The 14335-nt window shown below is 69.5% G+C and carries 14 protein-coding genes; 10 read left to right on the top strand and 4 right to left on the bottom strand.

The window, feature by feature from the left end; genetic code table 11:
* Positions 1 to 11 precede the first annotated feature (11 nt).
* A complete protein-coding gene (gene ubiG / locus FO470_RS18060; RefSeq protein ID WP_144344372.1) occupies positions 12 to 755 on the bottom strand; it encodes a bifunctional 2-polyprenyl-6-hydroxyphenol methylase/3-demethylubiquinol 3-O-methyltransferase UbiG in 744 nt (247 codons plus the stop codon).
* 170 nt (positions 756 to 925) lie between these two features.
* Between ubiG and FO470_RS18055 the strand changes: the two genes are divergently transcribed.
* From FO470_RS18055 to FO470_RS18035, 5 genes are all read left to right on the top strand, one after another.
* Complete coding sequence (locus tag FO470_RS18055) at positions 926 to 2176, top strand: aspartate kinase (RefSeq protein ID WP_144344371.1); 1251 nt, start codon at positions 926 to 928, stop codon at positions 2174 to 2176.
* 80 nt (positions 2177 to 2256) lie between these two features.
* Positions 2257 to 4524, top strand: a complete 2268-nt coding sequence (gene ptsP / locus FO470_RS18050) for a phosphoenolpyruvate--protein phosphotransferase (RefSeq protein ID WP_144344370.1) — start codon at positions 2257 to 2259, stop codon at positions 4522 to 4524.
* 10 nt (positions 4525 to 4534) lie between these two features.
* Entirely contained in the window at positions 4535 to 5632 is a 1098-nt protein-coding gene (prfA, locus tag FO470_RS18045) for a peptide chain release factor 1 (protein WP_144344369.1), read from the top strand.
* Positions 5629 to 6480 (top strand): peptide chain release factor N(5)-glutamine methyltransferase, encoded by an 852-nt coding sequence (gene prmC, locus FO470_RS18040; RefSeq protein ID WP_144344368.1) that lies wholly within the window; start codon positions 5629 to 5631, stop codon positions 6478 to 6480. The genes prfA and prmC overlap by 4 nt, the downstream gene beginning before the upstream one ends.
* Before the next feature lie 593 nt (positions 6481 to 7073).
* Positions 7074 to 8147 (top strand): DUF4167 domain-containing protein, encoded by a 1074-nt coding sequence (locus tag FO470_RS18035; protein WP_144344367.1) that lies wholly within the window; start codon positions 7074 to 7076, stop codon positions 8145 to 8147.
* A gap of 147 nt (positions 8148 to 8294) precedes the next feature.
* Here the strand turns inward: FO470_RS18035 and FO470_RS18030 are convergent, their stop codons facing one another.
* Complete coding sequence (locus FO470_RS18030) at positions 8295 to 9125, bottom strand: MOSC domain-containing protein (protein WP_144344366.1); 831 nt, start codon at positions 9123 to 9125, stop codon at positions 8295 to 8297.
* A gap of 176 nt (positions 9126 to 9301) precedes the next feature.
* On the opposite strand from FO470_RS18030, the gene thpR reads away from it, so the two are divergent.
* The 5 genes from thpR to FO470_RS18005 all read left to right on the top strand — a co-directional run bounded on the left by thpR (position 9302) and on the right by FO470_RS18005 (position 12389).
* Positions 9302 to 9835 (top strand): RNA 2',3'-cyclic phosphodiesterase, encoded by a 534-nt coding sequence (thpR, locus tag FO470_RS18025; protein WP_144344365.1) that lies wholly within the window; start codon positions 9302 to 9304, stop codon positions 9833 to 9835.
* 85 nt (positions 9836 to 9920) lie between these two features.
* Positions 9921 to 10325 (top strand): YkvA family protein, encoded by a 405-nt coding sequence (locus FO470_RS18020; RefSeq protein ID WP_144344364.1) that lies wholly within the window; start codon positions 9921 to 9923, stop codon positions 10323 to 10325.
* 212 nt (positions 10326 to 10537) lie between these two features.
* Positions 10538 to 11056: an invasion associated locus B family protein gene (locus FO470_RS18015; protein ID WP_186292013.1), complete on the top strand. Its 519-nt coding sequence runs from the start codon at positions 10538 to 10540 to the stop codon at positions 11054 to 11056.
* Positions 11057 to 11168: 112 nt separating this feature from the next.
* Positions 11169 to 11942: a hydroxyacylglutathione hydrolase gene (gene gloB, locus FO470_RS18010; protein ID WP_144344362.1), complete on the top strand. Its 774-nt coding sequence runs from the start codon at positions 11169 to 11171 to the stop codon at positions 11940 to 11942.
* A gap of 9 nt (positions 11943 to 11951) precedes the next feature.
* Positions 11952 to 12389: a cupin domain-containing protein gene (locus FO470_RS18005; RefSeq protein ID WP_144344361.1), complete on the top strand. Its 438-nt coding sequence runs from the start codon at positions 11952 to 11954 to the stop codon at positions 12387 to 12389.
* Between the two features lie 52 nt (positions 12390 to 12441).
* Here the strand turns inward: FO470_RS18005 and yddG are convergent, their stop codons facing one another.
* Both yddG and phbB read right to left on the bottom strand, forming a co-directional pair.
* Entirely contained in the window at positions 12442 to 13317 is an 876-nt protein-coding gene (yddG, locus tag FO470_RS18000) for an aromatic amino acid exporter YddG (RefSeq protein ID WP_186292012.1), read from the bottom strand.
* A gap of 181 nt (positions 13318 to 13498) precedes the next feature.
* Positions 13499 to 14224 (bottom strand): acetoacetyl-CoA reductase, encoded by a 726-nt coding sequence (gene phbB / locus FO470_RS17995; protein WP_144344359.1) that lies wholly within the window; start codon positions 14222 to 14224, stop codon positions 13499 to 13501.
* Positions 14225 to 14335: the final 111 nt, after the last annotated feature.

The raw sequence follows: 14335 nt of genomic DNA, 5'->3' as shown, positions 1-14335 counted from the left end.
CGCTTTCCGCGTCAGGCCGGCTTCTCGGCCAGCATCACATAGTTCACCGACACATCGCCCGAGCGCCGCCAGGCATCGGCGAGCGGGTTGAAGACGACACCCTCGCGGTCGACGACGGCAAGCCCGCCGGCCTCCAGCGCCGCCTGCAGTTCCTCCGGCGTGAGGAACTTGTTCCAGTCGTGCGTGCCCCTCGGCAGCCAGCCGAGCACATATTCCGCCCCGACGATGGCGAGCGCGAAGGAGCGCTTGGTGCGGTTCAGCGTCGCCGCGAAGAGCAGGCCGCCCGGCTTCACCATTTCGGCGGCGCGGGCGAGGAACAGCCCGACATCAGCGACATGCTCCACCACCTCCATGGCGAGCACCACGTCGAAGCGCTCGCCGGCGTCGGCCAGCGCCTCGGCGGTGGTCGCGCGGTAGTCGACCGGCACGCCGCTTTCCTCGGCGTGGAGGGCGGCGATGCGTACATTCTTCTCCGCGGGATCGATGCCGACGACCGAGGCGCCCATCCGCGCCAACGGCTCGCTGAGCAGCCCGCCGCCGCAGCCGATGTCCAGCAGCCGCAGCCCTTCCAGCGGACGGATGGCGCGATCGTCGCGGCCGAAATGCGCGGTGATCTTCTCGCGCAGATAGGCGAGGCGCACCGGATTGAACTTGTGGAGCACTCCCATCTTGCCGCGCGGATTCCACCATTCGGCGGCGAGCGCGGCGAAACGCTCCACTTCGCGGGGATCGACGGTGGTGGCGGCTTCGCTCATCGGCACTCTCTTGATCTGACGCGGCCCGGCTCGCGCCGAGAGGAATTCCAAGCTCGCGCGGTGCCGTTGCGGGCGACGCGCGAGGTCGATATGTATACGCGCCTTTTGGGCCGGGAGCCCACCTTTCCCGCCCGGCCCCCGACAAAAGAACACGGTTACGGTTTCCCGCAATGGCACGTCTGGTGATGAAGTTCGGCGGCACCTCTGTCGCCAACATTGAGCGCATTCGCAACGTCGCAAGGCATGTGAAACGGGAAGTGGAAGCCGGGCATCAGGTGGCCGTCGTGGTCTCGGCGATGTCCGGCAAGACCAATGAGCTGGTCGGCTGGGTGCGCGAGACCTCCGTGCTGCACGACGCCCGCGAGTATGACGCCATCGTCGCCTCGGGCGAGCAGGTGACCTCCGGCCTGCTGGCCGTCGCGCTGCAGGACATGGGCATTCCCGCCCGCTCCTGGCAGGGCTGGCAGCTGCCCATCTCGACCGACGACGCGCACGGCTCCGCCCGCATCCTCGACGTGAACGGCGACGAGATCGTCGCCCGCTTCGCCCAGGGCGAGGTGGCGGTGATCGCCGGCTTCCAGGGCATGCACCTGCCGAGCGGGCGCATCACCACGCTCGGGCGCGGCGGCTCGGACACCAGCGCCGTGGCCGTCGCCGCCGGCATCAAGGCCGACCGTTGCGACATCTACACCGACGTCGACGGCGTCTACACCACCGACCCGCGCATCGTTCCCAAGGCGCGGCGGCTGGACAAGATCGCCTTCGAGGAAATGCTGGAAATGGCCTCGCTGGGGGCCAAGGTGCTTCAGGTGCGCTCGGTGGAGCTCGCCATGGTACACAAGGTGCGTACCTTCGTGCGCTCCAGCTTCACCGACCCGGACGCCCCGGAACTCAAGACCGCCGGCGATCCGCCCGGCACCCTGATTTGCGACGAGGAGGAAATCGTGGAGAGTGAAGTCGTCACCGGCATCGCCTTCGCCCGGGACGAAGCCCAGGTCAGCATCCGCCGCGTGCCGGACAAGCCCGGTATCGCCGCGAATGTGTTCGTGCCGCTCGCGGACGCGAACATCAACGTCGACATGATCGTGCAGAACATCTCGGCCGAGGGCTTCACCGACATCACCTTCACCGTGCCGACCGCCGATTTCGAGCGCGCCAAGGCGGCGCTCGCCGGCGTGCGCGGCGAGATCGGCTTCGAGAGCATCGAGGGCGCCACCGACGTGGTGAAGATCTCGATCATCGGTATCGGCATGCGCTCGCATGCCGGTGTCGCGGCGCGGGCCTTCAAGGCGCTGTCGGAACGCGGGATCAACATCCGCGCCATCTCCACCTCGGAGATCAAGATCTCGGTGCTCATCGACGCGGCCTATACCGAGCTTGCCGTGCGAACCTTGCATTCGGTATACGGGCTCGACGCCTGATCCCAGGCAACGGCGCGGCGCGAGTCGCGCCGTGACATCGACGCTCCGGGAATGCGGGTCCCGGAAACCGAGGACGGCCGATGCGTGGCGCGCTCGGCGGCCCGCGCGTGCTATTGAGGCGGCTCCGCGAGGTCATGGCGGAGCCGGTCAGCGCGCAGGACCGCCTCGACAAGATCGTGGTGCTGATCGCGGCCAACATGGTGGCCGAGGTCTGCTCGGTCTATGTGCTGCGCGTCGACGGCACTCTTGAGCTCTATGCGACCGAAGGTCTGAACCGCACCGCCGTCCATCTGACGGTGATGCGCATCGACGAGGGCCTCGTCGGCACCGTCGCCCGCGAGGCCGAGCCGATCAGCCTGTCCAACGCGCAGGCGCACCCCGCCTTCTCCTACCGGCCGGAGACGGGCGAAGAGATCTACCATTCCTTCCTCGGCGTGCCGATCCTGCGCGCCGGCAACACGCTCGGCGTGCTGGTGGTGCAGAACCGCGCCCACCGCACCTATACCGAGGAAGAGATCGAGGCGCTGCAGACCACCGCCATGGTGCTCGCCGAGATCATCGCCTCGGGCGAGCTCACCGCCATGGCGCTCCCGGGCGCCGAGCCCGCCGCGCGCCGGCCGCTGCATCTCAAGGGCCTCGCCCTGTCGGACGGCATCGGCCTCGGCCATGTGGTGCTGCATGAGCCGCGCATCGAGGTCACCAAGGTCATCGCCGACGATCTGCCCGGCGAGCTGAGGCGGCTCGACGAGGCGGTCGAAACGCTGCGCACCTCCATCGACATTATGCTGGAGGACGAGGGCGTCGCCCGCGTGGGCGAGCATCGCGAGATCCTCGAAGCCTACCGCATGTTCGCGCATGACCGCGGCTGGATCGGCCGCATGCGCGAGGCGGTCATGACCGGTCTCACCGCCGAGGGCGCGGTGGAGCGCGTGCAGTCGGACACGCGCGCCCGCATGCTGCGCATGACCGACCCGTATCTGCGCGAGCGGATGCACGATCTCGACGATCTGGCGAACCGGCTCCTGCGCCAGCTCACGGGCCGTGCCACCGGCGAGGAGCGCGCCGGGCTGCCCGACAACGCCATCATCGTCGCCCGCAACATGAGCCCGGCGGCGCTGCTGGACTATGACCGCTCGCGCATACGCGGCCTCGTGCTCGAGGAAGGCGCGGCGACCAGCCATCTCACCATCGTCGCCCGTGCGCTCGGCATCGCGGCGGTCGGCCATCTCGAGAACATCGTCGGTCAGGTCGACGCGGGCGATGCCGTCATCGTCGACGGCGTCAGCGGCGAGGTGCATGTGCGCCCGCCGGCGGACGTCGAGGCGGCCTATGTCGAGAAGGTGCGCTTCCGCGCCAAGCGGCTGGAACAGTACGCCGCGCTGCGCGACGTGCCGACCGTCACCAAGGACGGAACCGAGATCGAGCTGCATCTCAACGCCGGCCTGCTGGTCGACCTGCCGCACATCGCCGAGACTGGCGCGACGGGCATCGGCCTGTTCCGCACCGAGCTGCAGTTCATGATCGCCTCGGCCTTCCCGCGCACCAACGAGCAGCTCAAGCTCTACCGTTCGGTGCTCGATGCGGCGGGCGAACGGCCGGTCGTCTTCCGCACGCTCGACATCGGCGGCGACAAGGTGCTGCCCTACATGCGGGCCATCGAGGAGGAGAATCCGGCGCTCGGCTGGCGGGCGATCCGCCTCGGCCTCGACCGGCCCGGCCTGCTGCGCAGCCAGATCCGCGCCCTGCTGCGCGCCGCGACCGGACGGGAGCTGCGACTGATCTTCCCGATGGTGTCGGCGGTCGAGGAATTCGACCGCGCCCGCCATATCGTGGAGCGGGAGCTGACCCATCTGCGCCGCCACGGCCACGGGCTGCCCGAGCGCGTGCTGGTCGGCGTGATGCTGGAAGTGCCGGCCCTGCTGTTCCAGCTCGACCAGCTCTTCCCGCGCGTCGACTTCGCCTCCGTCGGCTCGAACGATCTGGTGCAGTTCCTCTACGCCGCCGACCGCGGCAATCCGCGCGTCGCCGACCGTTTCGACCCGCTCGGCCCGCCCGCCCTGCGGGCGCTGAAGCTGGTAGCGGACAAGGCGGCCGAATACGGCAAGCAGGTCACGCTCTGCGGCGAGCTCGCCTCGCGGCCGCTGGAAGCGCTCGCGCTCGCCGCCATCGGCTATCGCAAGCTCTCCGTCTCCCCGGCCTCCTACGGCCCGGTGAAGGCGATGTTGCTGGAACTCGACCTCGCCGCCGCCGCCGCCTTCGTCGCGCCGCTGCTCGCCGACGGCGCGGATGCGGGCTCGCTGCGCCAGTCGCTCAAGGCCTTCGCCGAAAAGGCCGGCCTGCCGCTGTGAGTACCCGCACGTGACGGCCCTTCCCGACGCCCGGCTCGACCAGCTCCTCGCCCGTCATGCGGAGATCGAGCACGCCCTTTCCGGCAGCCCCGACGCGGACACCTATGTCCGCCTCTCGCGCGAATTCGCCGACCTCTCCCCGCTCGTCGCCAGCGTGAAGGCGCTGCGCGCCGCCCAGCGCGAGCGCGCGGGGGCGCAGGCGCTGATCGAGGATCCCGCCACCGATCCCGAGATGGCCGAGCTCGCCCGCGAGGAAGCACGCGAGCTCGACGCACGGCTCGATGAGCTGACGCACGCCGTGCGCCTCGCTTTGCTGCCCAAGGATGCGATGGACGCGCGCGGCGTCATCCTCGAAGTGCGCGCCGGCACCGGCGGCGACGAGGCCGCCCTGTTCGCCGGCGACCTGTTCCGCATGTATGAGCGCTTCGCCGGGCTCAACGGCTGGTCGGTCGAGGTCCTGTCCATGACCGAGGGCACCGCCGGCGGCTTCAAGGAGATCGTCGCCGCCCTCCACGGCAACGGCGCCTATGCGAAGCTGAAGTTCGAATCGGGCGTCCACCGCGTGCAGCGCGTGCCGGAGACGGAAGGCTCCGGCCGCATCCACACCTCCGCCGCCACGGTTGCGGTGCTGCCGGAGGTCGAGGACGTCGATATCGACATCAACGAGGCGGATCTGCGCATCGACGTGTTCCGCGCCTCCGGGGCTGGCGGCCAGCACGTCAACAAGACCGAGAGCGCGGTGCGCATCACCCATCTGCCGACCGGCGTCGTGGTGGCGGTGCAGGATGAGCGCTCGCAGCACAAGAACAAGGCCCGCGCCATGGCGCTGCTGCGCGCCAAGCTCTACGACGCCGAGCGCGAGAAGCGCGACAGCGCCCGCGCCAGCGAGCGCAAGGTGCAGGTCGGCTCCGGCGACCGCTCCGAGCGCATCCGCACCTATAATTTCCCGCAGGGTCGCGTCACCGACCACCGCATCGGCCTCACGCTGCACAAGCTGCCGGAAATCCTCGCCGGCGACGCGCTGGGCGAACTGGTCGATGCCCTGACCACCGAATATCAGGCGGCGCTGCTGGCCGAGGCCGAGAACGCCGGCTGGGGCGAGCGGTGACGAGCCGGGCGGATCTGGCGCGCGAGATCGCGGCGAGCTTCGCCGCTGCCGGGCTGGAGACGCCGGAACGCGAGGCCCGCGCGCTGCTCAGGGCCGGGCTCGGCCTCTCCGACGTCGACCTCCTCGCCCGCGCGGACGCCGCGGTGCCGGAAGCCGAGGCGCACCGCCTCCGCGCCCTCGCCGCCCGCCGCGCCGCCGGCGAGCCGCTGGCACGCCTTGTCGGCCGGCGCGAGTTCTGGAGCCTCGACTTCGCCCTCGCCCCCGAGACGCTGGTGCCGCGGCCGGAGACCGAGACGCTGGTCGAGGCCGCCCTCGCCGTCTTCCCGGACCGCGCCGCGCCGCTCGCCATCCTCGATCTCGGCACCGGCAGCGGCGCGCTTCTCGCCGCGCTGCTCAGCGAATATCCCGCCGCCTTCGGCATCGGCGTCGACCTGTCGCCCGGCGCCGCCCGGCAGGCCCGCGCCAATCTCGAAAGCCTCGGCCTGGGAGCGCGCGCCGCGATCCTCGTCGGGGCGTGGGCGGATGCCCTCGCCGGGCGCTTCGACCTCGTGGTCTCCAATCCGCCTTATATTCCCACGATGGATATCGCCGTGCTCGACCGCGAAGTGCGCGAGCACGATCCGCTCCTCGCCCTCGACGGCGGCCCGAAGGGGCTCGATGCCTACCGCGCCATCGCGCGCGCCCTGCCCGGGCTGCTCCGTCCGGGCGGGCGGGCGGTGCTGGAACTGGGTATCGGCCAGGAGGGTGACGTCGCGGCGCTGCTCACAGCTGCCGGCCTTGCCCCGGATGGCCCGGCGCGGCGCGATCTTGCCGGGATCGCGCGCGCCATCGTGACCCGGCCGGCCTGAGAATACCTGCACTGCGGCAAAAAAGGGCTTGGAACGGCATACCGAAGCTATTAGTGTCCATATTAGGAATCGTCCTGAGACATCACCTGACTCACCGTGGTTTGTATGCTGGTCGCTCTCGTCGAGTGCCCGTGCTCATCATCGGTATGACATTCTGGCCTGTGCGGAAGGTCTGAATGGAACGAGGCGTCTCAGAGGGGCGAACGCTCCACGAGTTTATCGGTGCGGCTTCGGTTGCACGATGAAGCATGGGGTCGGCCGTTGCGCTGTGTGGCGCGGGCCGGGTCCGGGCCGGAAGAATATGGCCAGGATGGATCGCTGCCGGAATATCCGGCGGCGGAGCATCTTCGAAGATGCGCTCCCATGGAAGAAGTCCGATGGTCGGCGGCGACCTGCGGTATATGCCGGAACCACGCGGTTCCCGGCTATGGCAGGTTTTCCCCGGCCGCAAGGCGAGATTTCCCGACGCACCGTTCCCGATGGCCGTGGCCAGAGGACGGGGTGACGGAAAATTGAGGCGATTGACCCGCCAGTACCCGCGCCGAACGGGGTTCGCCCCGCCGGCCCTTGTACCGGCATCAGAGACCAGCTCGATGCGAAATAATAACCAGCAGAAGCGTATGCGCGGCCGCAACAACGGCAATCGTCGCAGCCAGAATCCGCTTACGCGTGTCTATGAGTCCAACGGCCCCGATGTGAAGGTGCGCGGCACCGCTCAGCACATCGTCGAGAAATACCAGCAGCTCGCCCGCGACGCGCAGGCGTCGGGCGACCCGGTGGCGGCGGAGAACTATCTCCAGCACGCCGAGCACTATTTCCGCATCATCGCGGCCGCCCAGGCCCAGTTCGGCGTGCAGGGCCAGCCCTTCCAGCGCTCGGACGAGGACGAGTACGAGGACGACCTCGAGGAAGCCGGGACCGATGGCCAGCCGGCTTTCCAGGCCCGCGAGCAGCAGGGACAGCGCGAGGGCGGACAGCGGGACGGCCAGCGCGAAGGAGGTCAGCGCGACTTCTTCCGCGACCGCGACGGTCGCCGCGACAACCGCGAGCGTGGACAGGATCGCGACCGGCAGGACCGCGACCGGCCGGATCGCGATCATCGGGATCGTTCCGACCGCCACGACCGCGACCGCCAGAATCGCGACCGCCAGGACGGCGAGCGCGGCGAGCAGCGCGAGGGCCGCTGGTCCCGCGACAACCGCCCCTATCGCGAGCCGCGTGAACCGCGCGAGCCCCGTGAGGGTGGCGAAGGCTATCGCGATCCTTCCCAGCAGCCGCAGCCGCGCCTCGGGCCGGAAGTCGAGACCGAGATCGGCGGCCTGCCCGCCTTCATCACGCAGAGCAGCGCCGCTCCGGTGAGCGCCGCCGTCGAGACCGCTCCGAAGGCCACCAAGGCTGAAGCTTCCGCCGTCGAGGTCGCCAAGGCCGAGCCGGCTCCGGCCGAAGCCGCGCCGGTCGTGGCCCCGGCCCGTCCGGCGAAGGAAGGCACGAGCCGCTCGCGCAGCACCAAGGCTGCTGCCGCGGCAGTGGTCGCCGCGCCGGCCGAGGAAACCGCCGAAGACGGCGAGGCCCGCGCTCCCCGCACCCGCCGCCGGCGCTACCGCCGCGCGGAAACGGAAGGCGAGGGTGAAGGCGCCGAGGCGGCGACGGCGGAAGCCGGCGAGTGAGCCGTCGCTGAACCGAAATGCAAAAGGCCCGGCTCAGCCGGGCCTTTTTTGTTTGGGCGTTCCTGTCGAAGACATTCCCCGCATCCAACAATGCATCGTCAGGCCGGAGGGGCGAGCCCGGCCACAACGATCATCACGGCGGGAATCTCACAGCGTGATGCGAACCGAATCGCCTTCCGCGATCAGCCCGCCCTGCTCCACCTCGGCGAAGATCCCGCAATCGGTGTGGCCGAAGGTGCGCATCAGCGTGCCCGGCACGTCCAGGTCGCGCCGGGCGGTGATGGGATCGACGTTGGTGGCCGCGCACCGGAAGATGCGCTGGGTGACCTTGAGGCGCACCTGGTTGCCGACCTCGATGGTGTGGCCGACGAGGTCGAACTCCTCCCAGGGCTCCATGCCTTCCAGATAGAGATTCGCCCGGAAGCGCAGCGGATCGACCGGCTGGCCGATGATCTCGCCGAGCGCCCGGCAGCTCGCGAGGTTGATCAGCGAGATGAAGCCTTCCGTGGTGTCGACGAAGCGGAAGCCTTCCGGCGCGGCGAGGACGCGGGGGGCGCCGCGCAACTCGTAGCGCGAGTAGCGCTGGAAGAAGAGTTCGATCGCCTCCCGCCCCTCCGGCGTGTCCAGCTTGCCGCGCACCACTTCCTCGCCATCGTGGTCGATCACCAGCTCATGCGTGGCGTCGTCGTAGCGGGCGTCGAGCGCGGCGAGGCGCTCGTTGCGCATCAGCATGAGGAACTTGATCTTGGGCTGGAAGGCCGGCGCCTCGGGAATGAAGCCCGACGGGCCGTTCTCGATGGCGTAGAGCCGGTCGCCCGGAAAATACTTGCCGGCCTCCAGCTCGACCAGCTCCAGCCGCTCCGGCGTCAGCCCCTTCACCGGATAGCGGTAGAGGGAGCCGATACTGGCGAAACTGACAGGCCCCGCGGATGCCTCGGCGGGGGGGAAAAGATCGGCATCGTCGGTCGATTCGCTCATCCCTCGCAGCATATAGGCTCGCGCCTTTCCCGTCAGCCGCGCCGAAACGTCCGGCGAGCGGGAAACCGGCCTCCCGGCGGCCTGTGTTTTGCCTGTCGTATTTTCGGCTTTTCCTCAGCGCACGAATCCGGCTCAATCGACAGCGGGTTCCTCGCTGGTAACTCAAGGAGGGGGTCATGCCGCGGCTCTTCACCGCCCTCGAAATTCCGGCCGATGTCGCCGAGCAGCTTTCCATGCTGCGGGGTGGCCTTCCCGGCGCCCGCTGGATCAGCCCGGAATTCTACCACGTCACGCTCCGCTTCATCGGCGATGTCGATCATGTGGTGGCGCGCGATGCCGCCGCCGCGCTCGACGAGATCGACCGCTTCGGCTTCGACCTCACCCTTTCCGGCGTCGACCAGTTCGGCAATCACAAGCCGCACTCCATCTTCGTCGGGGTGAAGGCCAACCAGGCGCTGAACGAGCTTCAGGCCGAGCATGAGCGGGCGATGAAGCGCATCGGCCTGCCGCCGGAAACGCGCAATTTCCGCCCGCACGTCACGCTGGCGCGGCTGCGCGACGCGGCGCCCCGGCAGGTGGCGGACTATCTCGCCCTGCGCGGCTATTTCCGCACCCCCACCTTCCAGGTCTCGCGCTTCGTGCTCTATTCCTCGCGCGATTCGGTGGGCGGCGGTCCCTACCGTGTCGAGGCCGCCTATCCGCTGATGTGACGGCCCCGCCCGCCATTGCGAAAAGGCACGGCCGGGACCATCTGAATGGGCGCCCGGGCAGCCTTTGCCCGGACAGGAGAGCTGGATGGCCCACCGTTCCGACCCCACCGTCGACCTTGAGGACATCGAGGCGATCGGCGCCGATGACGGCAACGAGGCGCGCGTGCGCGCCGGCTTCTGGCGCAAGCTCGCGGGCGTCGCCGCGGGCGTGCCCTTCGCCGAGGATGCCGCCGCCGCCTATTACTGCGCGCTCGACAGCCGCACGCCGGTGCGGGTGCGCGCGCTGCTGTTCGGCGCCCTCGCCTATTTCCTGCTGCCCACCGACGCGGTGCCGGACGTTTTCCTCGGCCTCGGCTTCACCGACGATGCCGCGGTGCTGGCGACGGCGCTGAACCTGCTCGCCTCGCACATCGCCCCCACCCACAGGGCCGCGGCGCGCACCGCGCTCGATCGCCTGCGCGCGAACCGCCCGGCCGCCGGATCCCGGTAGCGCCGGGCCGGTACCATGCTGGCGCATCGCCGGTAGGGAACCATTTACCATACCGTCACTTGCCAGGCCGTCCTCACGCATTTGAACAGCAAAGGCGTCGCTTTGGGATACCAAGGGTTCACAGCCGCTGGCGGGGCGGATATCCCTGTGGCGGTATGAGCGGAGAATCACTGCGAGCCGCACCGCGGCGGACGATACGGAGGACGGAGACCATGGCACGACGCACCGCGCGCGCGGCATTCGCCGGCTTGGCACTGGCTTTCATCGGCGCAACCAGCGCCGGCGCCCAGGGGGCGCCGAAGCTTGTCGGGCAGTTCGGCGATTGGGGTGTCTATGTGGACACCAGCGGCAGCGGCAAGATCTGCTACGCCCTCTCCCAGCCGAAGAGCCGGCAGCCTTCCGGCCTGACCCGGGACCCCGCCTATTTCTTCATCTCGACCCGCACCGCCGAGAATGTGCGGGGCGAGGTCAGCGTCGTCATGGGCTTTCCTCTGAAGGAAGGCACGGACGCCACGCTCACCATCGGCCCCGCCAATTTCGGCCTCTACACCCGCGGCACCGGCGCCTGGGTGCGCAACGTCGCGGAAGAAAAGAAGCTGATCGACACCATGCGCAAGGGCCGGGACGTGGTGGTGAAGAGCACCTCGGTGCGCGGCAACGTCACCACCGACACCTATTCGCTGAACGGCATCTCGGCCGCCGTCGACCGCGCCACGCAGGAATGCCGGTGACAGCTTCGCCGCGGCGCCACTGACGCGCCATCCGGCCATGCGATAGACTGACGGGCGGCGGCTTCGGCCTCTCCGCCCGTCCTTCGTCCGAGGTAAAGACCCGAGGAACCCCATGCCGGCCGAACTGCGGCTCATCCCCTGCCTCGCCGACAATTACGCGGTGCTCCTGCGCGACCCCGTGACCGAGGCCACCGCCGTCATCGACGCGCCGGAGGTGGCGCCGATCCTCGCCGCGCTGGAGCGCGAGGACTGGGCGCTGACCCACATCCTCGTCACCCATCACCACACCGACCACATCGCCGGCGTACTCGCGCTGAAGGAGCGCTTCGGCGCGACGGTGATCGGCCCCAAGGCCGAGCGCGACACCATCCCCGGCCTCGACTTTGCGGTGGTGGACGGCGACCCGGTCGCCGTCGGCAGCCTCGTCGGGCGGGTCATGGAAACGCCGGGCCACACCAAGGGCCACATCGTCTTCCTGTTCGAGGACGAGCGACTGCTGTTCTCCGGCGACACGCTGTTCGTGCTGGGCTGCGGCCGCCCCTTCGAATGCGATCCGCCGGTGCTCTGGGAATCGCTGCTGCGGCTGCGCGCCCTGCCGGACGACATCTCGGTCTATTGCGGGCACGAATACACCGTCTCGAACGGGCGCTTCGCCGTCAGCGTCGATCCCGACAATGCCGAGCTCGCCGCCCGGCTGAAGGAGGCGGAGGCGCAGCGCGCCGCCGGCAAGCCGACCCTGCCCACCACCATCGGCGCGGAGAAGGCGACCAACCCCTTCATGCGGGCCGACGATCCCGCGCTTGCCGCCCGTATCGGCCTCGCCGGCGCGGAGCCCGGCGCGGTCTTCACCGAGTTGCGCAGCCTCAAGAACAGTTTTCGCGGCTGAGGCGCGGCCATGACCGGCCGGCTCTCCGCCCAGGACATCATCGCCCGGCTCGGCCTGCAGCCGCACCCGGAAGGCGGGCACTTCCGCGAGGTCTTCCGCGACGCCCACCGCACGGCGGAGGGCCGCGCGGTCTCCACCGCCATCTATTTCCTGCTGGCCGCCGGCGAGCGCTCGCACTGGCACCGCGTCGACGCCGTCGAGATCTGGCACTGGTACGCCGGCGCGCCGCTGGAACTGAGCGTCTCCAGCGCCGATGCCGGCCCGGTCGAGGCACTCCTCCTCGGCCCCGCTCTTTTCAACGGCGAAGAACCGCAGCGCGTGGTGCCGCGAGGCGCCTGGCAGGCCGCGCGCAGCCTCGGCGAATGGACGCTCGTCGGCTGCACCGTGGCGCCGGGCTTCGAGTTCGCCGGCTTCGAACTGGCGCCGCCCGGCTGGTCGCCGGGCTGAGTTCCCGGGCAAATTCTTATCGCAAAAGTCTGCAATTTTTGCGGAACATGCCCTAGCGCCGCGCCAGCAGCGTCGCCACCGCCGCGCCGCCGACGATGAGCGCGCAGGCCACCGCCAGCGTCCAGCTCGGCGCCGCGAAGCCGGCGATCACCAACAGCAGCGTCGAGAGCACCGGCGCCGCATAGGAGGCGACGCCGAGAAGGCGGATATCGCCCCGCTTCATGCCGATGTCCCAGGTGTAGAAGGCGATGCCCACCGGCCCGATGCCCAGCGCCAGCACGGCAAGCCACTCCCCCCCGGCCGGCCAGATCGACGGCTCGAACAGCGCATGGCACACCGCCGACAGCGCCGCGGTGGCAAGGCAGAAACCGGCCACCACCTCGGTCGGCACCGCCTCGAAGCGGCGCGAGGCGACGGAATAGACCGACCAGATGACCGCGCAGACCGCCGCCGCGAGATAGCCGGGCACATATTCCGGCGTGAAGCCGAAGCCGCCGGCACGCCCGCCGAGCAGCACCACCGTGCCCGCGAGCCCCATCAGCGCACCCGCCACATGCGCGGCACGCAGCCTCTCGCCCGGCAGGAAGGCCGAGAACAGCACGATCAGCAGCGGCCAGAGATAGGCGATCAGCCCCGCCTCGGCCGGCGGCGCCAGCTTCAGCGCCGAGAAATAGAAGAAATGGTAGCCGAACAGCCCGCCGACACCGTGCAGCCAGACCGGCCAGGGCTGGCGCAGCACGCCGAGCCCGACGCCGCGCACCATCGCGGCGAGGAGGCCGACAATGCCGCCGACGGTGAAGGTGAGCGCCGTCAGCAGGAAGGGCGGCACGGCCCCGGTCGAGGAGGTGGCGAGCGCCAGCGTCGACCAGAGCAGGATGGCGGTGAAGCCGATGAGCGTGGCGGCGCGGCCGGAGAGAGCACGGGACATGAAGGGCACCTGGGTGGGGTGCCCCTTATGACCGGCGCGGCGTCCCAAGCCAAGAGCCGGAAGGCCGGGCCGCAAGAGAAGCGCCGGGAGAGAAGCGCCGGAAGAGAAGGCCCGCGCCGTCGGGTTAGGCGTCGCGGGAGCCACGGGAGCGGACCGGCGGCGAGCCGGCCCGCGCGAGGGCTCAGGTCATGTACTGCCCGCCATTGGCGGTCAGGGTGGAGCCGGTGATGAAGCCGGCATCATCCGCCGCGAGGAAGACGACGCAGCGCGCGATCTCCTCCGGCTCGCCCAGACGACCGGCCGGAATCTGCGGCAGCACGTGCTTGTCCAGCACCTCCTGCGGCATCGCCCGCACCATCTCGGTGCCGATATAGCCGGGGCAGATCGCGTTCACGGTGATGCCCTTGCGGGCGTTCTCCTGCGCCAGCGCCTTGGTGAAGCCGATCTCGCCGGCCTTGGCGGCCGAATAGTTCGTCTGCCCCATCTGCCCCTTCTGGCCGTTGATCGACGAGATCGTCACGATGCGCCCGAAATTGCGCTCGCGCATGCCCTCGATCACGTTGCGGCACATGTTGAACACCGAGTTCAGATTGGTGTTGATCACCGCGTACCACTGCTCGGGCGACATCTTGTGCAGCATGCCGTCGCGGGTGATGCCGGCATTGTTCACCAGCACGTCCACCGGGCCGAGCTTGGCCGTCACCTCGGCGATGCCGGCGCGGCAGGCTTCGAAATCGGAAACGTCCCATTTGAAGGCGGAAATGCCGGTTTCCTTGGTGAAGGCGGCGGCCGCCTCGTCATTGCCGGCGTAAGTGGCGGCGACCTGATAGCCGGCGGCCTTCAGTGCCTTGCTGACGGCGGCGCCGATTCCGCGCGTGCCGCCCGTGACCAATGCGACGCGTCCCATGTAACTCCCCCTCCCTGCGTCCCTTCCCTAAGGGCGTGTCGACGGCTTGTACGTCGCTCTTTTTGGCAACGGCAAGGCGGGAAATCCGCCTTGCTTCATAATGTTGTCACA

Origin of the sequence: Ancylobacter moscoviensis (genome assembly GCF_007559435.1) — a bacterium.
GTDB classification, from domain to species: domain Bacteria; phylum Pseudomonadota; class Alphaproteobacteria; order Rhizobiales; family Xanthobacteraceae; genus Ancylobacter; species Ancylobacter moscoviensis.
Note: the sequence above shows the minus strand (reverse complement) of the source record. Positions and strands in the feature narration are given on the sequence as shown.